We start from the raw sequence: 22,814 nt of genomic DNA, 5'->3' as shown, positions 1-22,814 counted from the left end.
CCTTCAGCGGCGCAAGATGACCTCCACCTGGTCATCCAATCGTGTCTTAACTCGCTCCCAGTCAGGAAGGTGCCTGGTCAACGTGGCATAGAAGCTCCGACTGTGGTTGTGATGCTTCAGGTGGCACATCTCATGGAGCAGGACGTAATCAATGGCCTCACGAGGCGCAGCCACCAGCCAAGGATTGAGGGTCAACCGCCCCGAAGGAGAACAACTCCCCCACTGACGCGTCATGAACTGAAGGCGAAACGGGGGAAGCTGGCGTACCCAGCGTAACGGTTCTGCGACTACCTTGAGGCGGGCCTCGAAGACTTCGCGGGCGCGGGAACGGTACCAAGCGTCGATGCATGCCCGAATGACTGTAGCATCGTGGTTGGGCGCTCGAACCACCAAAAACACACCTCGTAACTTCGCTTCGGGCCGTGCATCGGCCTGAACGATGACTTTGAGTCGATACCGCTTACCCAGGTACTGGATGGACTCGCCGCTAACGTACTCTCGCGGCAGCACATGAGCCAGCCGTGCACGGGCCGCGGAGACGTGCTGACTGATCCAGCGCGAGCGTTTCCGAACAGCAGCCAGTACGGCAGCCAATGGCGTTGATGGCGGGGCATCCACCTCTACACGACCATCGGCCTCAACGTGAATCGCAATACGAGGCACCACTCGAGCGGGTTGCCTGCGCAGCGTGAAGACGATCTGCTCGTCACCATAGGCCACCTGGTGCTGGCCTTCCGTAACCTCAGCCACCATGATCACGCCCTGCTGAGACCAATTCGGGTGATCTGGATGACCTGCTCCACCACCTGCTTGGTGTTGTCGAGGCCCAGGCTGCCGAACAGCAGTGGCAACAGACTCTTGCGGATTGCCGCCTCGATGTTCTGCGGGTTGAGCGAGTTCTCAGCCGCCGCGTCCTTCACCACGGTATCGATAGCCAAGGACTGCTGCACCAAGCGCTCGACGCCTTCTGGATCCAGGGCACCAAAGCTCTCTTCGCCGAGCACCATGCGGATAGCCCCAAAGTAAGCCTTGGCGTGCGGGTTGGCGATCAACACCTCCGGCATCCCAGGCGTAGCTCGTGCCTCCAATTGTTCCTCGAAAGACTTGAACAAGGCGTACTGCTTGAGCGGGTGCTCGAACATCGCTTCCGCCTCCGCAATCGCCTGGCGCAGCAACTCACCAAACACCTTCTGTGCATATGGATCTGCCGCCAGTTCCTGCTCAATCGTCTTGCGCAACCGCGTGCGGATCATGTCCGTCTCGTTGCGAGTCTTCTCCTCTGACCAGTCTTCGGGCTTTTCCTGGCCAAGCTGGTGCACGAGATACACCCCGTCGGGCTCCCTGACCTCGGTGCCGATCACCTGCTTGTCCACCAGCTTACGGATCTGTTCCTCGTAGACGCTGTAGTCCACCGTCTCCATGGCATCGCGGCGGGCCGTCTGACGCAGCTCAGTGAAAAAACGAAGGTCGCTTTTGTAGCGAGCAATCAGCTCTTCGGAGAAGCTCTTGTCCTCGAAAAAGCTACGTGATGACAACGCTGTCTGGAGACACAGCCCGAAGGAAGTCAGCGCGTCGTAGAAGTCGTCGCGTAGCTTCTGACGCTCGTCGTACTCTGTCCCATCAGCGTCCTTGACGAAGCGAGGTGCGAGAACCTGCCGGTACTGCTCACGGTCAAGCTTATTGGTAACCGACTTGAAGAATGACCACAGCTGCTCATGAAGACCGGGCAGGCGCTTGTACTCCGTGCTGAACTGGTGATATAGCCCTTCCAGGTCTTGAACGTCGAACCCGCCCTGAGTGCGTGACTCAAGGTCCTGATAGGCCCGAATGGCGGTGTCCAGCTCTTTCAGGATTCCGCGGTAGTCCACCAGCACGCCGTATCGCTTGGCGTCATGCAAGCGGTTCACCCGCGCTACCGCCTGGATCAGGTTGTGACCCTTCAGCGGCTTGTCGATGTACAGCACCGTGTTACGAGGCTCATCGAAACCTGTGAGCAGCTTGTCGACGACGATGAGCAGATCCGGCGTGCCATCGGTGCCAAAGTCACTAATGACTTGTTTCTCGTAGGTTTCAGGGTCGTTGCCGCAAGTGGCCATGGTCTGCTTCCACCACTTTTGGACCTCGGGCAGCGTGTCCTCATCGACTTCCGAGTTCCCCTCCCGCGTGTCGGGTGCCGAGATCACGACCGCGCTCGTCACCAAACCTGTCTCATCCAGCGCCTTCTTGTAGCGGATCGCATCGAGTTTGCTGTCGGTCGCCACTTGGCCCTTAAGACCTAGACCCACCTTCTTGATGTTCTCGTTGAAGTGGGTCGCAATGTCCCAGGCGATCAGTTCGATGCGGTTGGCGGCACCATAGATGGCACCCTTCTTCGCGAACTTGCGCTTCAGGTCGCTGCGCTGAGCATCGCTGAGGTTGCTGGTGATCTTGTCGAACCAGCGATTGACGGCCTCTTCGTTGATGTCCAGTTCCGGCACGCGCTCTTCGTAGAGTAGCGGCGCCACGGTTTCGTCCTCCACCGCGCGTTGCATGGTGTAGGCGTGGACGATAGGTCCGAACTTGTTGGAGGTCTTCTCGTCCTTGAGCAGCGGTGTGCCGGTGAAGGCGATGTAAGCCGCCTTGGGCAACGCCTTCTTCATCCGCTCATGGGTCTCGCCGCCATGGCTTCGGTGTCCTTCATCGACCAGCACGATCATGTCCGCAGAGTCGTTACGGCATTCGGGCAGCTTGGACGCGGTGTTGAACTTGTGGACAAGCGTGAAGGTGATCCGCTCGGTCCCCTTACCGATGCGCTGGGCCAGGTCACGACCGGAAAGGGTGCGGCTGCGCTCGCCATCCTTCTGCGTGGCGATGCTGGAACCGAACGCCCCGCCCGTCATGAAGTTGCGCGAGAGCTGGGCTTCAAGATCAACGCGGTCGGTGACCACAACGATGCGGCATTCCTTGAGGCTCTCGACCAGCAGCAGGGCCTTGGTCAAGAACACCATCGTGAAGCTTTTGCCAGAGCCCGTGGTGTGCCAGACGACGCCGCCCTCACGGCCGCCCCCCTGCGAATCGGGCTTCTTCTGACTGATGCGCGACAGCAGCGCCCGAATGCCAAAGAACTGCTGGTAGCGAGCGACGATCTTTCCGACCTTGCGGTCGAAGAGCACATAGCCCCTCAGGAACTCTAGCAAGCGGGACGGTGTCAGCAGACTCACCAGCAACCGATCCTGCTCAGTCGCCTGCATGGGCGCGCTCCAGAGCGTGTCGAAGTAGGTGGCGAGTGCTGCAGGCTTTCCCTCAAACAACGCGGCACGGACGTCCGGACTCAAAGGCGCGTTCTTGACGGCATTCAGGTGAGCGTCGTCGAATTCTTCCTCTCGCCATTTGGCCCAGAACTTGGCGGCGGTGTGGGTAGTGCCGTAGCGCCCCTCGGTCTGGCTGATGGACAGCAGCAGTTGGGCGTACGCGAAAAGGTTGGGGATCTCGTCTGGCCTCTGGTTGCGCAGATGCTGGCTAATGCCTTCTTGCACCATGGCCTTCGAGGGGTGGCTGCCGCCACCCGACTCTGGACGCTTGGCCTCGATCACCACCAGCGGAATACCGTTCACGTAGGCCACCACGTCCGGCGTCCGGTGGTGTGTGCCTTGCGCAGACAACACCTCCAGTTCCTCGGTCACGTCCCAGCGGTTCGCGGAAGCATCCGTCCAGTCGATCACTGCAATCGTGGGCTGGTGCTTCTTGCCATCCGGCATGAACTCGGTGACCGTGATGCCCAGGGCCAGCTTGCCGTACAGGCGCTCGTTGGCCGGCATGAGCCCTTCGGCCAGGCTGAGCGCCGACAACTCCCGCACGATCTGTTCGATGCCGCTGGACGATAGCGGGTACCACTCGCCCTTGTATTCGTAGCGGCGGGTCTGCAGTACCTCGACCAGCCGCCCCTTGAGCAACACTTCGCGCGTGCTGCTGCGCAGGCTCAGCGCCTGTGCCGTCGTCTGGAAGCTCCAGCCCAGATTGCACAGCAAGTGCAGCGCTGGCAGGTGGGCGCTGTACTGCTCGCGGGTGTTGGGTGTAGCGCTCATACCTGGGCTTCCGACTCAACCTCGGACAGCTTGACGCGGCGCTTCCCGGTAAGAAGTTGGGACATCAGGGCCGCCTTTTCCTGCCGCAAGGCTCGGATTTGGGCTTCAAGCAAGGCCTCCTCTGCGCGTGCGGCATTGATGACCTCTGCAATGCGACGCTGCTCTGGCGCACTGGGAATATGCAGCTGCAGCTTGAAGAAGTCCGTCACGCTTACGTTCAGGAGACCGTGGTTGCGTGCGCCTTCCTGCGCGATGCCTTCGATCTCCTGGTTCAGGAGTCCTGCTTCAAAGTAGTGGCGGAAGAAGTCGAAGTCTGCGTCCACGTCCTCGCGTAGGCGGAAGCAAAGGTAGAGGCTCGACACGACACCAGCTTCATACGCCAGCAGCGGCTTGATCGCCCCCATCGGGTAGCCGGCCGAGTAGCTCTTGTTGTAGGCGAAGTCATGCCGATGCAGCAGCGTGTACCCGCTGAGGTTGGCGCTCGCAACGGACTTGCTGAAGTAGTCCCGTTGACTGATAAGACCGTGCTCACCAGAGATCGTCAGGACAGTCGTGTTGTGGGTGGTGTTCTTCCTCGTGACTCGCTCGAAGATGCTGTCAAAGTCCACGTAGCGCCACTTATCTGAGTATCCAGGGAAACGGCGATGCCCACACAACAAGGACACCATCAAATCACGGGTACTTCGTTTGCTGTTGGACAACAACCGCTCTGCGCTGAGGATGGCTCGATCCCAGGTCGAGAGAACTTCAACGATCCGCTTTTGCTCTCGGACTGGCGGAAGCGCAAACATCATCTTGGAATACGTCGAGACGTTTAAGTGCTTCTGGGCAAGCCCGCTTTGCCCAGAAAGCACCTGCTTACGGCCGAGCTGAGAGTTGGTTAGCTGTGCAAGGTATTCAGGCACAACCTTGTTCGTGTCCGGTCTGGCGAACAAGATGTCAATGCAGTTGCAGCCATCAAGCTCCTTGGGTACCACGCATGCAGTCCCTGCAAATCCAGTTCGAACCACCAGTACGTCACCAGCCTTGAGCTTGGATTTGCTGTTCTTTTGGTGCCCGTCTTCAGATAGGTAGACCCACTTGTCGTCTTGAACCGCGTTCTCACGGACGTTCCCTGAGCGAAACGCGCGTACGCCTTGGCCATCTGCGACGTAATAGTGGCTGGGATTAACAACAATGCCGACACTGACCTGCGTGCAAACCGAGGTCACAGATGCAGTTTGCCAACCTTTAGGCAGCATTGGTTCCTCCGATCCCTCTTGCGGGAGCATCTTGCGACTCACTCATAGCCCAGCTCTTTCAGGTAAGTTGCCATCTGAGTTTCCAGGCTGGCGAGTTCAACCTTGAGCTGTTCACGCTCCGTTCGAACGGCCATCAGATCGATCTCAATCTCTTCCTCGAACGTATCAACGTACCGAGGGATGTTGAGGTTGAAGTCGTTTCCTGCGATCTCGGCCTGCGACGCAAGGTAGGCGTACTTGGTGACGCCATGCCGCGTCCGCACGGTCTCTACGATGCGCTGCAGGTCGATTTCGCGCAGCACGTTCTGGTTCTTGCCAGCCTCGAAGTCGCGGCTGGCATCAATGAACAGCACCTTTTCGTCGGTCTTGTTCTTGCGGAACACCAGCACGGCAGCTGGGATGCCAGTGCCGTAGAACAGCTTCTCGGGTAAGCCGATCACGACATCCAGCAGGTTTTCTTCGATCAGCTTCCGGCGAATGCGGCCCTCGGCGGCACCACGGAACAGCACGCCGTGCGGCACCACGACAGCCATGCGGCCGGTGCCGGGCTTCATGGTCTCGATCATGTGCAGGATGAAGGCGTAGTCGCCCTTCGTGCGTGGTGGCACGCCGCGGCGGAAACGGCTGAACTTGTCGGCGTCGGCGCCTTCGAAGCCCCACTTCTCCAGGCTGAAGGGCGGGTTGGCAACGACGATGTCGAAGTGCTTCAGGCTCGCCGCGCCATCCAGCAACTTCGGGTTCCGGATGGTGTCACCCCACTCGATGCGGTGGTTGTCCTCGCCATGCAGGAACATGTTCATCTTGGCAAGGGCCCAGGTGCTGCCGATCGCTTCCTGGCCGTAGAGGGCGTACTTGCGCGAGCCGGTGCTTTCGCGAACCAGACGGCCACACTTCATAAGCAGTGAGCCAGAGCCACAGGTCGGATCGCAGATCTCGTCGCCCTCCTGCGGCGCCATCAGCCGGGCCATCAGCGTCGAGACTTCGGGCGGCGTATAGAACTCGCCCGCCTTCTTGCCGCTGGTGGAGGCGAAGTTCTTGATGAGGAACTCATAGGCGTTGCCGATCACGTCCAACTGGCCGACACGGCTGGGGCGCAGGTCCAGTTCTGGTTTGGCAAAGTCCTCCAGCAGGTGGCGCAGGATGTCGTTCTTCTGCTGCTCATCACCCAGCTTGTTGGAGTTGAAGCTGATGTCCTGGAACACATCACGCAGCTTGGTGATATTGGCCTCTTCAATGGCATGCAGGGCCTTGTCGATCCGCTCGCCGTTGCCAGGGCTGTGACGCTGGTTGTACAAAGCGTAGAAGCTGGCATCGGCCGGCAGCACGAAGCGCTCACTCTTGAGCATCTCTGCGATCAGCTCCGGGTGATCACCGTACTGCTGCTTGTAACCGTCGTAGTGGTCTTGCCAGACGTCGGAGACGTACTTCAAGAACAGCATCGTCAAGACGAAGTCTTTGTAGATGCTCGGGTCGACGGTACCGCGGAAGGTGTCGCAGGCGTTCCAAACGGCGGCGTTGATGTCGTCTTGGGTGATAGCGGTGTTGTTCATAGCGTCTCGTTTCAAGTCAGGTCCAAGCCAGCGGCCTTGGCAAGGTCGGTCGCGATCGCCGCGAGCTGCCGCTCGCGGTTCGCGATGAGTTGGGTCAGCAGCCTGCGCTCTCTGGCGGCTGCGTCGGCCATGCCGACGATTCGAAGCTGCTGCTCGATGGGGGGTACGGCAATCCGTAGCCCTTCAATCTCGGTGATGCGGACGCTCAGCTGATTGGTTCCCTCGGCCGCGACACGCAGCTGCTTCTGGACGGGGGGCTGGTTGATCTGCCAGGCCAGAAAGTTCGGCGCCACCCGGGCCCCTGGGTGGACCCGGAGCACCACAAGGTGCGGCCCACAGACAGCCAGGTCGGGCGGCGTGCCAATGCTTGCCGCGAAAAAGCGCTGGCCGCGGGGCACAAAGAGTATGTCGCCGGCTTGCAGCCACTCAGGCTCTTTGCGGCCAGTCAACTCTGTGCGAATCACCGCACCCCACTGCAACCCCGACGACGGATCGACGTCCTTCATCTGGGCAACCAGCACGCCGCCGGAGTGCACCTCTGCGATCGGCCCACGGAAGGGATAACCAGTGCGCACAGTCGCGAGGTCGGCGATAGGAATTATTTTTGCATCAATCACGATGATGTGATTTTGCTTGACCAACGCAAGAAATGCAAGCAGAATCCATCAAACAGGTTTGCATCATGGTGATTGATGCAATTTTTTGGAGATCATATGGGCTTCGAAATTGACTTCCTTCCAGTTGGAAACGGTGACTCCAGTGGCGACGCCATAACGGTGCGCTGGGGGCATCCGGGCAACTACCAAGTTCTCATCTACGACGGTGGCACCAAAGAGACTGGTGAAGCCTTGGTCCAGCACGTGCGGACACACTATGGAACGACCCGCGTCGATCATGTCGTCAGCTCCCACCCCGACGGTGATCACGCATCCGGCCTGTCTGTTGTGCTCGAGAAACTGGATGTGCAGCGCCTTTGGATGCACCGCCCGTGGGATCACTCGCAGCTCATCCACGGGTACTTCTCCGATGGCCGGATGACCGAGGCCAGCCTCGCGACCCGGCTTCAGGACAAAATGCGCGCGGCCTATGACCTTGAGACCCTGGCCCTTCGCCGAGGCATTCCGATCGCAGAGCCATTCCTTGGTCAGGCGATCGGCCCCTTCTGGGTCCTGTCACCGCATCGTGACTGGTACATCCACGATCTGGTGCCGGCTTTCGAGAAGTCACCTGTGACCAAGATTCAGCACGGGCTAGGCTTGCGGTCGGCAAGACCAGGGCTCATGGGCGCACTGGCTCTTGCGACCAATGCGGCTGGTGAGTGGCTCAGCGAGAACTGGTTTATCGAGCACCTGCGCGATGACGTGAAGACGTCGGCCGAGAACGAGTCGAGTGTGGTGCTTTATGGAGATTTCAACGGTCATGGCGTTCTGTTGACGGGGGACGCGGGCATTGAGGCGCTTACCCGCACGGCAGCGTGCGCGGAACTCAACCAGATCGACCTGCCAGGGACCATAAAGTTTGTGCAGATCCCGCACCACGGCAGCCGGCACAACGTGTCCACCTCGGCTTTGGACCGCCTTATCGGCCGCCGCCTGCCGTTTACTGGCACGACACCGGACCGGTACGCGTACGCGTCGGCAGGAAAAGAATCAACATCGCACCCGCGCAAGGTCGTCATGAATGCGTTCTTGCGCCGTGGCTTTCAGCCATATGCAACGCGCGGTAACGCGCTGCGGTACTCCCACCAGATGCCCGCACGCGCTGGATGGGGCCCGGCGACGCCCATCACGTTCTCTGACAAGGTGGAAGCATGGGACTGATCGAATCGATCGCGAAGGTTGCCGATCCCTACGATCGGCAGGCGCGGCTCTACCCGGCCCTGCTCACACTTTTCCCGCTGGCGATGGCGGTCACGATCGTCTTTGCGCATCAAGCGCCAGCGCTTGGCAATCTGGCCGCGGCCGCCGCCGGATGCGGCGCGCTGTACTGGATGGCCGGCGTGGCCCGCGACCGCGGCAAACGGCTTGAGCCGGAGCTGTTCGAAGTGTGGGGCGGGAAACCATCGATACAGCTTCTGCGCCATCGAAATGAAACGATTGATCCGATTACCAAGGCGCGGCTTCACACCTTCCTGGCAGACAAGCTGGGTGTGGCGTTTCCAAATGCGGCGCAAGAGGGGCAAGAGCCAGAGGAAGCAGATCGGCTCTATGAATCCGCAGCTCGGTGGCTCCTGGAGCAGACACGTGAGACCAGCAAGCACAGCCTGCTGTTCACGGAGAACATTTCTTACGGGTTCCGACGGAACATGCTGGGCATGCGATGGATCGGTCTGACATCGGCCGTTCTGGCTGCAACCTGGCTAGTGCTGGACAAAGTCGTAGCCCTGCCGACAACGTGGGCCGACCTTTGGGGTCTGCTTGTCACGATGCCGACTGGACATCGACTCGGTGTGATGGTCTGCGCAGTAGCCGCTGCCTTGTGGATTCTTGGAGTGTCCAGAGATCGCGTTCGCACTGCAGCGTTCGCGTACGCCGAGCGGCTGATCGCGGCTTGCGAAGCGCTTTCGGACCGCCAGCCAGCTGCTGGCGTCTCGGGACCAGAGGCCACCAAGAAGAGCCGCACTCGCGCTGGCGCAGGTTAGAACCTCCATCCCGCGACCGGGTGAGACTATCAGTGTGACCTCGTGGCGACTGCCAGTCGCACTCTATGCCTGTCACGGTCGCGTTCGATGGTGCCACTGGGTCAGCCCGACAGGGAATATTCCAAGCCCGACAGACTCTATTCCTGCAGATCACGCGCCGGCAGCCTGATCGGCCCTCACTCCACCGTCACGCTCTTCGCCAAATTCCTGGGCTTGTCTACATCCGTCCCCTTGGCCAGGGCCGTGTGATACGCCAGCAATTGCAGCGGCACCACGTGCAGGATGGGCGAGAGCGCGCCGTAGTGCTCGGGCATGCGGATCACGTGGATGCCGTCGCTGCTGGTGATGCGGGTATCGGCGTCGGCCAGCACGTACAGCACACCGCCGCGCGCGCGCACCTCTTGCATGTTGCTCTTGAGCTTCTCCAGCAGGGCGTCGTTGGGCGCCACGGTCACCACCGGCATGGCCGCGGTCACCAGGGCCAGGGGGCCGTGCTTGAGTTCGCCGGCCGGGTAAGCCTCGGCGTGGATGTAGCTGATCTCTTTGAGCTTGAGCGCGCCCTCCAGCGCGATGGGGTAGTGCAGCCCGCGGCCCAGGAAGAGCGCGTTTTCCATGCGCGCGAAGTCCTCGGACCAACTGATCACCTGCGGCTCCAGGGCCAGCACGGCCTGCAGGGCCACGGGCAGGTGGCGCATGGCCTTGAGGTGGGCGGCCTCTTGCTCGTCTGACAGGTGGCCGCGCACCTGCGCCAGTGCCAGCGTCAGCAGGAACAGGCCGGCGAGCTGGGTGGTGAAGGCCTTGGTCGACGCCACGCCAATCTCCACGCCCGCGCGGGTGATGTAGGCCAGTTCGCACTCGCGCACCATGGCGGAAGTTGCCACGTTGCAGATGGTGAGGGTGTGCTTCATGCCCAGGCCCTGCGCGTGGCGCAGCGCGGCCAGGGTGTCGGCGGTCTCGCCGCTCTGGCTGATGGTCACCACCAAGGTGCGCGGGTCGGGCACGCTGGTGCGGTAGCGGTACTCGCTGGCCACCTCCACCTGGGTGGGAATGCGGGCGATGTCTTCCAGCCAGTACTTGGCCGCGCAACCGCTGTAGTAGCTGGTGCCGCAGGCCAGGATGAGCACGCGGTCCACCTCTTTGAACACGCGGTAGGCGCCGTCGCCAAACAGCTCGGGCGTGATGCCATTGACGCCTTCCAAGGTGTCGCCAATGGCGCGCGGCTGCTCGAAGATTTCTTTCTGCATGTAGTGGCGGTACGGCCCCAGCTCGGCCGCGCCGCTGTGCGCGTGCACGGTGCGCACCGGGCGTTGGGCGGCCTCCAGCGAGCGCCCCTGGGCGTCGGCCACCCAGTAGCGGCCCAGTTGCAGGTCCACCAGGTCGCCCTCTTCCAGGTAAACGATCTGGTCGGTCACGCCGGCCAGTGCCATGGCGTCACTCGCCAGGAAATGCTCGGTGCCGCCCTGCCCCACGCCCAGCACCAGGGGCGAACCGGCGCGCGCGCCCACCACGCGGTGGGGTTCGTCTTTGTGGAACACGGCCAGGGCGTAAGCGCCGTGCAACTGCGCCACGGCGGCCTGCAGGGCCACGAAGATGTCGCCGTCGTAGACCGAGTCGATCAGGTGGGCGATCACCTCGGTGTCGGTCTGGCTCTCGAACACGTAACCCTTGGCCCGCAGGGCCGCGCGCAGTTCGTCGTGGTTTTCGATGATGCCGTTGTGCACCAGGGCCACGCGGCCCACGGCGCCGGGGGCGGCTTTCGGCCCGTGGCTGAAATGGGGGTGTGCGTTGTGCACGGCCGGTGCGCCGTGGGTGGCCCAGCGGGTGTGGGCGATGCCGGTGCCGCTGGCAATGCCCTCGGCCTGCACCTGCTGCGCCAGTTCGGCCACCCGCGCCGTGCTGCGCGCGCGCTTCAGGCCACCGGCGTGCACGGCCACGCCGCACGAGTCATAGCCGCGGTACTCCAGCCGCTGCAAGCCCTGAACCAGCACAGGCACGATGTCGCGCCCCGAAACCCCCGCCACGATGCCGCACATGAAACGCTCCTTGGTGTGTGAACGGGCACGATGCTACGCAGAGCCCCAAGAAATAAAACATCAAAAAACCACGGCAGATGAGTAAAAATTCCATACCCAAACGCCTATCGCCAAATCTTTCACATAAGACACGCAGATGGAACCTATCGACATCGACGAAGCCGACCTTCGCCTGCTGGAGCTGCTGCAAACCGATGCGGCCCGCAGCAACCAGGCCCTGGCCGAGGCCGCGCACCTGAGCCCACCCACCACGCTGCGGCGCCTCAAGCGCCTGCGCGCCTCAGGGCTGATCGAGCGGGAAGTGGCCATCTTGTCGCCCGACCGCCTGGCGCCTGTCTTGGGCCACGGCCTCAGCGCCATCGTGGAGATCACGCTGGAACGCCAGGGCGCCGAGTCGCTGGACGCTTTTGAGGCGCGCATGGCGCCCGAGCCCGCGGTGCAACAGTGCTACCGCGTGAGCCCGGGGCCGGATTTCGTGCTGGTGGTGCATTGCGCCGACATGCCGGCGTACCTGGCGCTCACGCAGCGCCTCTTCACCAGCGACGCGAACGTGCGCAACGTGAAGGCCTTCTTTGCGACGCGACGCAGCAAGTTCGAACCGCGCCTGCCCCTGAACAGTGCCAGGCCAACCCCCTAAACAAAACGGTGCAAACGCACGACACGAACGTGTCGTTTGGCGACCAAGGTAAACACTCCGTCGCCAGCAGCCGGTCAGGTGTAACAGGCTATTTACAATTTGCCGCCATCCGTATAACAAGCACAACAGGCATCAGGAGGCTTCATGGACATCTTGTGGACCGGTTTGGCCATCGGCGCAGCGCTGCTGTTGCTGTGCGGCTGGCTGTTTGTGCGCTTCGTGCGCGGCAAGAGCCCCGACGCAGACGACCGCTACGCCCCCGAGCGCATGCTGGTGACCGACCAGATGCAAATGCTCGACTACCTGCACGACACCTTCCCCGGCCAGGTGGTGCTGCCCAACGTGGCGCTGAAAGACATGCTCTCGGTGCGGCGGGCCAAGGACAAATCGCGCGCCAGCCAGCGGCTGAACGAACACAAGGTGGATTTCGTGGTGTGCGACCCCGAGGGCAAGCCCACCTTCGCCTTCGACATTGAGCGCTACCACCTGAGCAACGCCGACGCCTGGGCCGAACGGGTGAAGGTGAAAAACCGCATGCTCAAGACGGCCGGCGTGCGCTTCGTGTTTCTGAAGAACGGCATCCACCGCATGCCTGCCCCGGCCGAGTTCCGCGCGCAGCTCAAGCTGGCCGAACTGCCCAAGCCGAAGTCAGGCACCACGCCCAAACCCCAGACCGACGCCGACCGCGACAGCGTGCTCAAGGAACTGGAGAGCCAGCTCTCCGGTTTTGACCACCAGTACAACGGCAGCCCCAACACGGGCTTCCGCGACTCTGAGGTGATGGGCCTGAGCGGCCTGATGGACCTGGACCCGGACAGCCGCCACCGCGCGCCGCGCGGGCACAGCCGCCGCGGGCGCTGAGCCCGCCCTTCGAGGGCTCAGGCCTTTTTCTGTTTGACTGGCCGCTGCCAGTTGGCAATGGACACCTGCTTGCCCCGCGCCACCGACAGCGCGCCGGGCGCGGTGTCTTTCGTGATGGTGGAGCCCGCGCCCACCGTGCCACCGGCGCCAATGGTCACCGGCGCCACCAGCACGCAGTTGCTGCCCACGTGCACATCGGCCTCGATCACGGTGCGGTGTTTGTTGGCGCCGTCGTAATTGGCCGTGATGCTGCCCGCCCCGTAGTTCACCCGCTCGCCCACGATGGCGTCGCCCAGATAGGCCAGGTGGTTGGCCTTGGCGCCCGCGGCCAGGGTGGAATTCTTCACCTCAACGAAGTTGCCGATGTGCACCTCCGGCCCCAGGTCAGCCCCCGGGCGCAGGCGGGCAAACGGGCCGATCAGGGCACCGGCACCCACTTTCACGCCGGCCTTCTCGCCCTCGATGTGGGTGAAGGGGTGTATCACCGCGCCCGCTTCGATGACGGCATTGGCGATCACGCAGTGCGCGCCAACGCGCACACCATCGCCCAGTTGCACCGAGCCTTCGAACACACAGTTCACGTCAATTTCCACGTCCTGCCCGCACACCAGTTCGCCCCGCACATCAAAACGGGCCGGGTCGGCCAGGCGCACGCCCTGCACCAGCAGCTCATCGGCGCGGCGGCGCTGGTAGGCGCGCTCCAGCTCGGCCAACTGGGCCGGGCTGTTCACGCCCGCCACCTGCACCGCGTCGGTGATGCGGTGGGCGTGCACCGCCAGGCCATCGGCCACGGCGAACTTCACCACGTCGGTGAGGTAGTACTCGCCTTGCGCATTGCGGTTGTCCAGGCGCGCAAGCCAAGCACGCAGCAGGCGCGTGGGCACGGCCATGATGCCGCTGTAAATCTCGCGAATGGCGCGCTGCGCCTCGCTGGCGTCTTTGTGCTCCACGATGGCGCACACCTCGCCACCGTCGCCGCGCACGATGCGGCCGTAGCCGGTGGGGTCGGGCATGTCCAGCGTGAGCAGGGCCAGGTGCTGACCGGCGCACACGTCCAGCAGGGCCTGCAAAGTGGCGGCCTGGGTCAGCGGCACATCGCCCGAGAGCACCAGCGTCACGCCGTCGTCCTGCAGCACCGGCACGGCCTGCTGAACCGCGTGGCCGGTGCCCAACTGGGGCTCCTGGCGCACAAAGCTCAGCGCGGTGGCGGCAGGGGCCGCCAGACCGGCCTCCACCTGCTCGGCCCCGTGGCCGGTGATCACCACCACGCGGCGCGCCGATAACCGCGCGGCGCAGTCAATCACGTGCTGGGCCAGGGCGCGGCCACCGAGACGGTGCAACACTTTGGGCCGTTGACTTTTCATGCGCGTGCCCTTGCCCGCCGCCATCACGACCACATCCACCGGAAACGACATGTTGACCTCTTGTGCAGTTGGAGAGGCCGGCACAACAGCCGGCCTTCGATGGGGGCGGATTATCGCCCGCACCCTCGCCGTGGCGGCTGTGCTGGCGGCCCTGACGGCGTGCACCGCCACCCGAATGGCCTATCAGCAGGCACCCAACCTGTTGCACTGGTGGTTTGACCGACAGGTCGATTTCTCCAGCACGCAATCCAGTTGGGTGCGAGATGACCTGAACAACTTCTTCGCCTGGCACCGCCGCGAAGAATTGCCCCGCATCGCCGAGCGGCTGCGGGCCTGGCAGGGGCTTGCGCGGGCCACCCCCACCCACGACGAGTTCTGCCGCGAGGCCGACGCCATCTTCGAACACCTGCAGCGCCTGGGCGAACAGGCGGTGCCGTCGCTGGCCCGGCTCGCGCTGGACCTTCAGCCAGCGCAAATCGAGCACCTGCAAGACCGCCAGGCCAAGAGCAACGACGAGTTCGCTGAAGAGTTTCTGGAGGGCTCACCGCGCGAGCGCCTTCAACGCCGCCTGGACAAGGCCGTTGACCGGGCCGAGTGGCTCTACGGTCGCCTGAGCCCCGAGCAACGCGACCTGATGCGGCGCGAGCTGCAGGCCTCGCCATTTGACCCGCAGCGCACCCAGGCCGAGCGGCAACGCCGCCAGCGCGACCTGATCGACACCGTGCGCCAGGCCCAGGCCAACCCGGCACGCGCCGAGGCCCTGGTGCGCGCCTACCTGCAACGCGTGAGCCAGTCGCCCACGCCGGGCTACGGCGATTACACCCAGGCCCAACTTCGCCACGGCTGCGCGCAATTCGCCACCCTTCACGCCACCGCCAACCCGGCGCAGCGCGAGCGCGCCGCCAAGCGCCTGCAAGAGTTGGAAAGCGACGCACGCAGCCTGAGCGCCGCGCGCTGACGCGCACGCGCCGTCAGGCCCAGGCCATCCAGACCCAGGCGCCCAGCAGCGACATCAGGGCCACCGGCACGCCAATGCGCGCATGGCGCCGCGCATCGATCACCACGCCCTGCTGGCGCGCCAGATCGGCCACGATGAGGTTGGCGATCGAGCCCACCAGCAGCAGGTTGCCGGCAAAAGTGGTGAACAAGGCCAGCATCACCCCCGCCTGGTGCTCGCCCCCCAGGTGCGGCAACAGCAGCATCACGGCCGGCACGTTGGACACCAGGTTGGACAGCGTCACCCCCACCACCAGCAAGGGGCCCGGGCTGGACAGCGACACCCCGTGCGATTGCAGCCAGGCCACGGCCTGCGCGGCCACGCCGGTGGCGTCAAAAGCGTGGTTCACCACGAACAGGCCCATGAAGAGAATGAGCAGCGGCCAGTCCACCAGCCGCATCACGGCCGAGGTGGCCAGGCGGCGGCTGAGCAACAGCACCGCCGCGCCGATCAAGGCCGCCACTTCGTGGGGGCCATCGGTGAACAGGAACACCGCCATCAACACCGTGGCCACCACCAGGCCCTTCACGGTTTGCCAGGCGTCGAACTCGGGTTCGGGCTCGCCCACGCCTTCTGCTGGCGGCAAGATCGGGTCGCCGTCTTTCACAGGCCCCCAGGTGAGCCAGGCCCACAACAGCACCAGGCCCACCAGCACCGGCACCAGCGCTTGCTGGGCGTAGCTGGCGAAGTGCAGCTTCATCACCGAGCCGATCAGCATGTTCTGCGGGTTGCCGATCAGCGTGGCCGCCGAGCCGATGTTGGCCGCGCACGCCAGCCCCACCAGCAGGGGCACCGGGTCGATGCGCCGGCGCAGGCACAACCTGGCCACCACCGGCGTCATGGCCAGGCAGACCACGTCATTGGAAAACACGGCGGACAGCGCCGCCGCCACCACGATCAGCGCGGCGCTCAGGGCCGGCAGCGGCAGGTTCCACTCGCCCACGCGGCGCGTCACAGCGGAATAGAAGCCCCCCAGGCGCATCTGGGCCGAGATCACCATGAAGGCGAACAGCAGCAGGATGGTGGGCAGGTCAATGGCGGCCGCCGCCTGCGCCACCGTCATGCCGGTGATGGCGATCATCGCGATCGCGCCCAGCAAGGCCACGCCGGAGCGGTCGAGCTTCAGCCGCGGCAGCCCGCCCAGGAACATGCCCAGGTAGACCACGCCGAAAACCGAGATGACGGCCCAGTCGGCCAGGGCAATGTGCAGGGGTTGTCCATTCATGGGCCCGCCATGGTAGCGGGCCCGGGCCGTCAGGGCGACACCACCCGGCGCCCGCGCCAGGCGTCACACCGCAGCCAGGCCAGCAGGCCCAACATCAGGCGGGCGGCCGCCACCCCCACCTGTCCCAAGGCCCGCCCCAGCTCCCGCGCTGGCGCCCCGACCCGCTGCCCGAATCCAGCCGGCGCGCCCTTGACCGATGCCCTGGCCGGCAAGGCCAACCAGTCAAAGGCCAGGCCGTCGCCCCAGGCCTCCACCACCACCCGGGCGCCGAGCGGCACCGGCAAGCTGTCGCCGGCCGACAGCACATGGTCGATGCCGTCGCCCAGCGTCACCCAGGCCCGCCCACGCATCACCAGAAAGCGACTCGCCTCGCGAGGGCGCAGCGCGATGGCCTCGCCCGCGCCCAGGCGCCAGGCGCCCGGGCAACTGTCCGATGTGAAAAAGGTATCAATGGCCATGATCGGCTCCCGTAGCATGTGAGCCCAGATCTTGCGGGCCTGCAGGCGTGCCGTCCAATGAAAGCGAGGCCCACCTTTGATTCACTCCGCGCATCAATCCCCATGAGCACCACCAGCTTCCCCCCCCGCACCCGCCCCATCGGCATGGGCCACCTGCGCGCCTTCGAGGCAGTGGCGCGGCACCTGAATTTCCGCGCCGCCGCCGACGAGCTCTCGCTCACCCAGAGCGCGGTGAGCCGCCAGATTCAGGCGCTGGAGAGCGAGGTGGGCATCGCCCTGTTCCTGCGCCACACCCGGGCGGTGGAACTCACCAGCGCGGGCTCCATGCTGCTGCGCGCGGCCACCGGCGCGCTGGACCGCGTGGACAGCACGGTGCGCCAGATCCGCCAGAGCGCCGGGCGGCGCAGCGTGGCCATCACCACCTGGGCGTCGTTTGCCTCGATGTGGCTGATCCCGCGCCTGGAAGACTTCCAGCGCCAGCACCCCGACATCGACATCCGCATCGACGCCACCGACACCCCGGTGGACCTCAACACCGCCGACGTCGACCTTGCCCTGCGCTATGCCGTGCCACAGGCCGTGCCCGCCGATGCCGTGCGCCTGTTTGGTGAAACGCTCACCCCCGTGGCCAGCCCCTGGCTGCTGCGCACCCACCCCATCCACCGGCTGGAAGACCTGGCGAACTGCGCGCTCATCGAGGCCGGCGACGCCCACCGCACGCGCCACCTGGAGTGGCTCACCTGGCAGCGCTGGCTCGACGAGTTCGCCAGCCCGGCCCGCGCCCCGAAAGACCGCCGCACCGCGCCACCTTCGCGCCTGAGCCCGCAGCGCTGGCTGTACTTCAATTACGCCCACCAGATCGTGCAGGCCGCCCTCACCGGCCAGGGCGTGGCGCTGGCCCGCCTGCCACTGGTGGCCGAGAGCCTGGCCAGCGGCGCACTGGTCGAGCCCCTGCCCCACCACCGCATCGAGTCGCCCCTGGTGTACTGGCTGGTGCTGGCCCCGCGCAGCGCCCAGCGCCCCGAGGTGCAGGCCTTCGCCCAGTGGCTGCAGGCCCAGGCCGCCGCCACGCGACAAGCCATTGGCGACGTGCCCGACCCCGACGCAATGGATCACCTCGATTGAGGACGGTTGGCGCCTAGGCTGGCCCGGCACTGCGGCACACTCAGCCGCCCGGATACCCTACCCCGCATCAAACCCCATGTCCCACGCCAGCCACGCCCGCGGCAACCTGCGCAGCATCGTCGCCATGCTGATCGCCGTGGGCTTCTTCGCCCTGATGGACGCCTTGCTCAAGGCGCTGTCGGCGCGCTACCCGGTGCTGCAGATCGCCGCCCTGCGCGGCATCACCGCCCTGCCCTTTGTGGTGCTCTACATCGCCTGGCGCGGCGCCTGGCCCACCATCCTGCGCGCGCGCTGGCCATTGCACGCGTTGCGCGGCGTGCTGGGCATCGTGATGCTCTCGCTGTTCACCCGCGGCGTGCGCGAGCTGCCACTGTCGGCGGCCTACACGCTGTTTTTCATCGCGCCGCTGCTCATCACGGCCCTGTCGGTGCCCATCCTCAAAGAGAAGGTACCCGCCGCGCACTGGTGGGCCATTGGCGCGGGCTTTATTGGCGTGCTGATCGCCCTCAAGCCCGATGGCGCCGACCTGCAGGCCGGCTTCGTCACCTGGGGCGGACTGGCCGTGCTGGGGGCGGCCGCCTGCTACGCGGTGGCGGCCGTGGCCGGGCGGCTGGCCAGCCGCACCGACAGCAGCGAATCCCTCATCTTCACCATGATGGTCGCCATGAGCGTGGGCGCCGGCGCGCTGGCGCTGCCCGACTGGAAACCCATTGCACCGCAAGACGGCGCGCTGCTGCTGGGCCTGGGCCTCACCGGCTTTGCCGGCCAACTCGCCATCACCGAGGCCTTCCGCCACGGGCAAGCCTCTGCCGTGGCGCCGTTCGAGTACAGCGCCCTGGCCTGGGGCGTGGCATTGGACTGGCTGGTCTGGCACACCCTGCCCGAGGCCCACACCTGGGTGGGGGCGGCCATCGTGATCGGCTGCGGCCTTTACCTGGTGCGGCGCGAAAAGCGCATCACCGAGGCACACGCCACGGCCGAGCACCCGTAAAACGAAACGTCAGCGGCCCGACCAGGCCACGCCGGTGTCGCAAAGGATGGCGTCCAGCGGCACATCGTGCGGCTCGGGCTCCAGATCGGGCAGGTACCCGAAGTCATACCCCAGGCCCACGGTGAAGGGCTTGGGTTGCAAGGCGGCCAGGGTGCGGTCGTAGAAGCCCCCGCCATAACCCAGGCGGTAGCCCCCAGGGCCATAGCCCACGCAGGGCACGAAGATCAGCGTGGGCTGCACGATCTCGGTGTCCTTGGGTTTGGGAATGCCGAAGGCGTCCTCTTCCATGGGGCAGCCGGGGTACCAGGTGTAGAAGGTCAGCGTCTTGTCCACCTTGTTCACCACCGGCAGACCGATTTGACGCAGACGCGCGGCGCCCTGTGCATCGCCCTCCAGGCCGGCTTCCTGCCAGCGGTAGAGCGCGGGCAGCGGATCGAACTCGCCCTTGATCGGCCAGTAGGCGCCGATCACCGCATCCGGCCGGTCGATCAGCCAGAAGCGCATCACCCGCTGCAGCAGGTCATTGCGCCAGGCCCGATCTGCCAGGGACTGGCGCTTGGCGATCAACTCCTTGCGCCAAGCGGTTTTTCGAGCGATTGCCGGGGAACTCTGGCCGTCTTTGTTGTCCATAATCAACTCATGAAACCGGTCAAACACCCACCAGTGCAGCGCTGGCGGTCGCGGCTCATTATGGCCGCCCTCGCACTGCCCTCCCTGGCCTGGTCTCAAGCCCCCGCCGACCAGGCGCTGCTGGACATGCGAGACGCATTCCGGCGCAACAACGCCACCCAACTCTCCGCCTTGCTGCCCAGCGTGCGCGGCCACGCGCTGGAGCCCATGGCCCGCTACTGGGAAACGCGCGCCCGGCTGGACACCGCCAGCCCCGATCAGATCCGCGCCGCGCTCGACGCCATGGCCGGCACCTACTGGGAGGACCGCCTGCGCAACGACTGGCTGCTGCAACTCGGCCGCACCCGCGACTGGACCAACTTCGCCGCCGAGCTGCCACGCTTTCGCATGAACGACGACCGCCAGGTGCGCTGCTACGGCCTGCTGCTGGACGCCAGCAACGGCAAGCTCGCCCCCGATGCGGCCGCGCAGCGCGTGCGCCAGGAATGGCTGGCCCAGCGCGACACCGACGACGGTTGCCAGACCGCCGCCCGGGCCCTGCTGGAGAGCGGCCACCTCACGGCGCAAACCGTGTGGCACCGCGCCCGCCTGGCCATGGAAACCGGTCGCCCCAAGGTGGCCAGCCAGGCCCTGGCCCTGCTCAAGCCCGAATGGGCGGCCATGCTCGACGACATCTCGGCGGCCCCGGCCAAGTACCTGGACGAAAAAATCACCGCCATCCGCCCGCGCACCAAAGAACTCGTCACGCTGGCCATCATCCGCCTGGCCAGCAACGACCCCGACGGTGCCGCCGCCGAACTGGAGCGCACCCGCTGGCGCGCCCAGCTCACGCATGAGGAAAAGGGCTGGCTCTGGGGCGTGATCGGCAAGCGCGCCGCGCAAAAACTGCAAACCAACGCGCTCGATTACTTCGCCAAGGGCGACACCCGCCACATGCACGATGACCACCTGGCCTGGATGGCGCGAGCCGCCTTGCGTGCCAGCCGTTGGGACACCGTGCGCGAGGCCATCGGCGCCATGAGCGACACCCAGCAACGCGACGCCACCTGGGTGTACTGGCAGGCGCGCGCCCTGCAGGCGCGGCAAGACCCCGCCTCGGCCGCTCGTGCGCGCCAGTTGCTGGAATCCATCGCTTCGCCGCACGGCTTCTACGAACAACTGGCCCTGGAAGACCTGGGCCGTCGCGTGGCGCCGCAGCCCCTGCCGGCCCCGCTCACGCCGCAAGAGATCGCCAACGCCGAACGCGACCCTGGCCTGCAGCGCGCCCTGGCCGCCGTGCGCCTGGGCCTGCGCAGCGAAGGCGTGCGCGAGTGGAACTACACCGTGGCGCTGCACACCCCCGGCGGCATGGAAGACCGCGAACTGCTCGCCGCGGCTGACATTGCCTGCCGCAACGCCCTGTGGGACCGCTGCATCAACACCAGCCTGCGCACGCGCGACCAGGTCCACATGGGCCAGCGCTTTCCCACGCCCTACAAAGACGCCGTGGTGGCCCGCGCACGCGACATCGGGCTCGACCCGGCTTATGTCTACGGCCTGATCCGCCAGGAGAGCCGCTTTGTCACCGAGGCTCGCTCCGGGGTGGGGGCCTCGGGCCTGATGCAGGTGATGCCCGCCACCGCGCGCTGGACGGCCAAGAAAATTGGCCTGACCGATTTCCAGCCGCACCAGATCAACGACAAAGACACCAACATCCGCATCGGCACCGCCTACCTGAAGCTCGCGCTCGACGACTTCGACGGCTCCCTTCCCCTGGCCGCGGCGGCGTACAACGCAGGCCCCAACCGCTCGCGCGCCTGGCGCAACGGACCGGTGCTGGCCGGTGAGGTGTGGACGGAAAACATCCCCTTCGAAGAAACGCGCGACTACGTCAAGCGGGTGCTGTCCAACACCACGCTCTACGCGGCCCAGCTCACCGGCCAGGAACAATCGCTTCGCGCCCGCCTGGGCACGGTGGGGCCGCGCAACGCGGCCACGCCCGAACCCTCGCCCGACCTCCCCTGATGCCTGACCACATGAAAAACGTGTTGATCCTCGGCGGCACCGGCTTTGTGGGCCGCCACCTCTGCGAAAAATTGCATCGCCAGGGTTGGCGCATCACCGTGCCCACCCGCCGCCTGGCCAACGCCACGGCCGTGCAACACCTGCCCCGCGTGACCGTGGTGCAGGCCGATGTGCACGACCCGGCACAACTCACTGCCCTGGTGAAAGAGCACGACGCGGTGGTGAACCTGGTGGCCATCCTCCATGGCAACGAGGCCGCCTTCGAGCGCGCCCACGTGGCCCTGCCGCGCGCCCTGGCCCAGGCCTGCGCGGACAGTGGCGTGCGCCGGCTGGTGCACATCAGCGCACTGGGCGCCAGCCTGGACGGCCCGTCCCACTACCTGCGCAGCAAGGCGCGTGGCGAAGACGTGCTGCGCCGCGCCGGGCTTGACCTCACCATCCTGCGGCCCAGCGTCATCTTTGGCGCGGGCGACCGCTTTCTCAACCTCTTCGCCCAACTCCAGGAAAGCGCGCCCCTCGTGCCGCTGGCGGGCGCCAGCGCCAAGTTCCAACCCGTTTGGGTGGAAGACGTGGCGCAGGCCGTGGTGAACAGCCTGCTCGACCAGAACCTGGCACAAAGCAGCGTGGGCCAGACCTTCGACTGCACGGGCCCGACGGTGTACACGCTGGCCGAACTGGTTCGCCTGGCAGGGCGCTACAGCGGCCACCCGCGCCCCGTCTTCCCGCTGCCGGTGGCGCTGGGCTACTTCATGGCCTGCCTGATGGAGCTCGGGCCAGGCCAGCCCATGATGAGTCGCGACAACCTCGCCTCCATGTCGATGGACAACGTGGCCAGTGGGCAATGGCCTGGGCTACAGGCCCTTGGCGTCACGCCTGCCGAACTGACCAGCGTGGCACCGGGCTACCTGGGCCATCGTGGACCACGCAGCCAGCTGTTGCGCCACCGCTCAATGCGCCAATAAAGTAAACAAAATAGGTTCAAAAATGGTGTAC

Annotated in this window: 19 protein-coding genes; 9 read left to right on the top strand and 10 right to left on the bottom strand. The window is 65.1% G+C overall.

The features are described from left to right. Window positions 1–3 precede the first annotated feature (3 nt). The 5 genes from ACE3RQ_RS13490 to ACE3RQ_RS13470 are packed head-to-tail and all read right to left on the bottom strand — an operon-like array spanning window position 4 to window position 7,496. Complete coding sequence (locus tag ACE3RQ_RS13490) at window positions 4–753, bottom strand: M48 family metallopeptidase (protein WP_374522583.1); 750 nt, start codon at window positions 751–753, stop codon at window positions 4–6. 2 nt (window positions 754–755) lie between these two features. Beyond that, a complete protein-coding gene (locus ACE3RQ_RS13485; RefSeq protein WP_374522544.1) occupies window positions 756–4,064 on the bottom strand; it encodes a type I restriction endonuclease subunit R in 3,309 nt (1,102 codons plus the stop codon). After that, window positions 4,061–5,305 carry a restriction endonuclease subunit S gene (locus tag ACE3RQ_RS13480; protein ID WP_374522543.1) on the bottom strand — a complete coding sequence of 415 codons (1,245 nt, stop codon included), beginning with the start codon at window positions 5,303–5,305 and terminating at the stop codon, window positions 4,061–4,063. The genes ACE3RQ_RS13485 and ACE3RQ_RS13480 overlap by 4 nt, the downstream gene beginning before the upstream one ends. A 38-nt stretch (window positions 5,306–5,343) precedes the next feature. After that, on the bottom strand, window positions 5,344–6,855 hold the full coding sequence (locus ACE3RQ_RS13475) for a type I restriction-modification system subunit M (protein ID WP_374522542.1): 1,512 nt from the start codon (window positions 6,853–6,855) through the stop codon (window positions 5,344–5,346). Between the two features lie 11 nt (window positions 6,856–6,866). Further along, window positions 6,867–7,496, bottom strand: coding sequence for a restriction endonuclease subunit S (locus tag ACE3RQ_RS13470; RefSeq protein WP_374522541.1), 630 nt, complete (start codon window positions 7,494–7,496; stop codon window positions 6,867–6,869). Between the two features lie 72 nt (window positions 7,497–7,568). On the opposite strand from ACE3RQ_RS13470, the gene ACE3RQ_RS13465 reads away from it, so the two are divergent. Both ACE3RQ_RS13465 and ACE3RQ_RS13460 read left to right on the top strand, forming a co-directional pair. After that, on the top strand, window positions 7,569–8,675 hold the full coding sequence (locus tag ACE3RQ_RS13465; RefSeq protein WP_374522540.1) for a ComEC/Rec2 family competence protein: 1,107 nt from the start codon (window positions 7,569–7,571) through the stop codon (window positions 8,673–8,675). Further along, a complete protein-coding gene (locus ACE3RQ_RS13460) occupies window positions 8,666–9,496 on the top strand; it encodes a hypothetical protein (RefSeq protein WP_374522539.1) in 831 nt (276 codons plus the stop codon). The genes ACE3RQ_RS13465 and ACE3RQ_RS13460 overlap by 10 nt, the downstream gene beginning before the upstream one ends. A 176-nt stretch (window positions 9,497–9,672) precedes the next feature. On the opposite strand, the gene glmS is transcribed toward ACE3RQ_RS13460, so the two are convergent. Continuing rightward, window positions 9,673–11,529, bottom strand: coding sequence for a glutamine--fructose-6-phosphate transaminase (isomerizing) (gene glmS, locus ACE3RQ_RS13455; RefSeq protein ID WP_374522538.1), 1,857 nt, complete (start codon window positions 11,527–11,529; stop codon window positions 9,673–9,675). 136 nt (window positions 11,530–11,665) lie between these two features. Between glmS and ACE3RQ_RS13450 the strand changes: the two genes are divergently transcribed. Continuing rightward, the gene (locus ACE3RQ_RS13450) at window positions 11,666–12,166 is read left to right on the top strand and encodes an Lrp/AsnC family transcriptional regulator (protein WP_374522537.1); all 501 of its coding nucleotides are present in this window, start codon (window positions 11,666–11,668) and stop codon (window positions 12,164–12,166) included. A 144-nt stretch (window positions 12,167–12,310) separates the two neighbouring features. After that, complete coding sequence (locus ACE3RQ_RS13445; protein WP_374522536.1) at window positions 12,311–13,027, top strand: DUF2726 domain-containing protein; 717 nt, start codon at window positions 12,311–12,313, stop codon at window positions 13,025–13,027. Window positions 13,028–13,044: 17 nt separating this feature from the next. Here ACE3RQ_RS13445 and glmU read toward each other — a convergent pair whose 3' ends face one another. Further along, the gene (gene glmU, locus ACE3RQ_RS13440) at window positions 13,045–14,442 is read right to left on the bottom strand and encodes a bifunctional UDP-N-acetylglucosamine diphosphorylase/glucosamine-1-phosphate N-acetyltransferase GlmU (RefSeq protein WP_374522535.1); all 1,398 of its coding nucleotides are present in this window, start codon (window positions 14,440–14,442) and stop codon (window positions 13,045–13,047) included. A 79-nt stretch (window positions 14,443–14,521) separates the two neighbouring features. On the opposite strand from glmU, the gene ACE3RQ_RS13435 reads away from it, so the two are divergent. After that, the gene (locus ACE3RQ_RS13435; protein ID WP_374522534.1) at window positions 14,522–15,349 is read left to right on the top strand and encodes a DUF6279 family lipoprotein; all 828 of its coding nucleotides are present in this window, start codon (window positions 14,522–14,524) and stop codon (window positions 15,347–15,349) included. Between the two features lie 13 nt (window positions 15,350–15,362). Here the strand turns inward: ACE3RQ_RS13435 and ACE3RQ_RS13430 are convergent, their stop codons facing one another. Further along, window positions 15,363–16,613 (bottom strand): SLC13 family permease, encoded by a 1,251-nt coding sequence (locus ACE3RQ_RS13430; RefSeq protein ID WP_374522533.1) that lies wholly within the window; start codon window positions 16,611–16,613, stop codon window positions 15,363–15,365. Window positions 16,614–16,642: 29 nt separating this feature from the next. Continuing rightward, entirely contained in the window at window positions 16,643–17,071 is a 429-nt protein-coding gene (locus ACE3RQ_RS13425) for a DUF2917 domain-containing protein (RefSeq protein ID WP_374522532.1), read from the bottom strand. Between the two features lie 102 nt (window positions 17,072–17,173). Here ACE3RQ_RS13425 and ACE3RQ_RS13420 point away from each other — a divergent pair, with 102 nt between their 5' ends. Continuing rightward, window positions 17,174–18,196: a LysR substrate-binding domain-containing protein gene (locus ACE3RQ_RS13420; protein WP_374522531.1), complete on the top strand. Its 1,023-nt coding sequence runs from the start codon at window positions 17,174–17,176 to the stop codon at window positions 18,194–18,196. A gap of 76 nt (window positions 18,197–18,272) precedes the next feature. Then, a complete protein-coding gene (locus ACE3RQ_RS13415; protein ID WP_374522530.1) occupies window positions 18,273–19,187 on the top strand; it encodes a DMT family transporter in 915 nt (304 codons plus the stop codon). A 9-nt stretch (window positions 19,188–19,196) separates the two neighbouring features. On the opposite strand, the gene ACE3RQ_RS13410 is transcribed toward ACE3RQ_RS13415, so the two are convergent. Further along, the gene (locus ACE3RQ_RS13410) at window positions 19,197–19,817 is read right to left on the bottom strand and encodes a 5-formyltetrahydrofolate cyclo-ligase (protein ID WP_374522529.1); all 621 of its coding nucleotides are present in this window, start codon (window positions 19,815–19,817) and stop codon (window positions 19,197–19,199) included. Window positions 19,818–19,877: 60 nt separating this feature from the next. On the opposite strand from ACE3RQ_RS13410, the gene ACE3RQ_RS13405 reads away from it, so the two are divergent. Next, window positions 19,878–21,821, top strand: coding sequence for a transglycosylase SLT domain-containing protein (locus tag ACE3RQ_RS13405; protein WP_374522528.1), 1,944 nt, complete (start codon window positions 19,878–19,880; stop codon window positions 21,819–21,821). An 11-nt stretch (window positions 21,822–21,832) separates the two neighbouring features. Next, on the top strand, window positions 21,833–22,783 hold the full coding sequence (locus ACE3RQ_RS13400) for a complex I NDUFA9 subunit family protein (protein WP_374522527.1): 951 nt from the start codon (window positions 21,833–21,835) through the stop codon (window positions 22,781–22,783). Window positions 22,784–22,814: the final 31 nt, after the last annotated feature.

Origin of the sequence: Hydrogenophaga sp., from assembly GCF_041913525.1 — a bacterium.
In the GTDB taxonomy this organism is placed as follows: Bacteria; Pseudomonadota; Gammaproteobacteria; order Burkholderiales; family Burkholderiaceae_C; genus Hydrogenophaga.
This window is presented reverse-complemented; position numbering and strand designations above follow the sequence as displayed.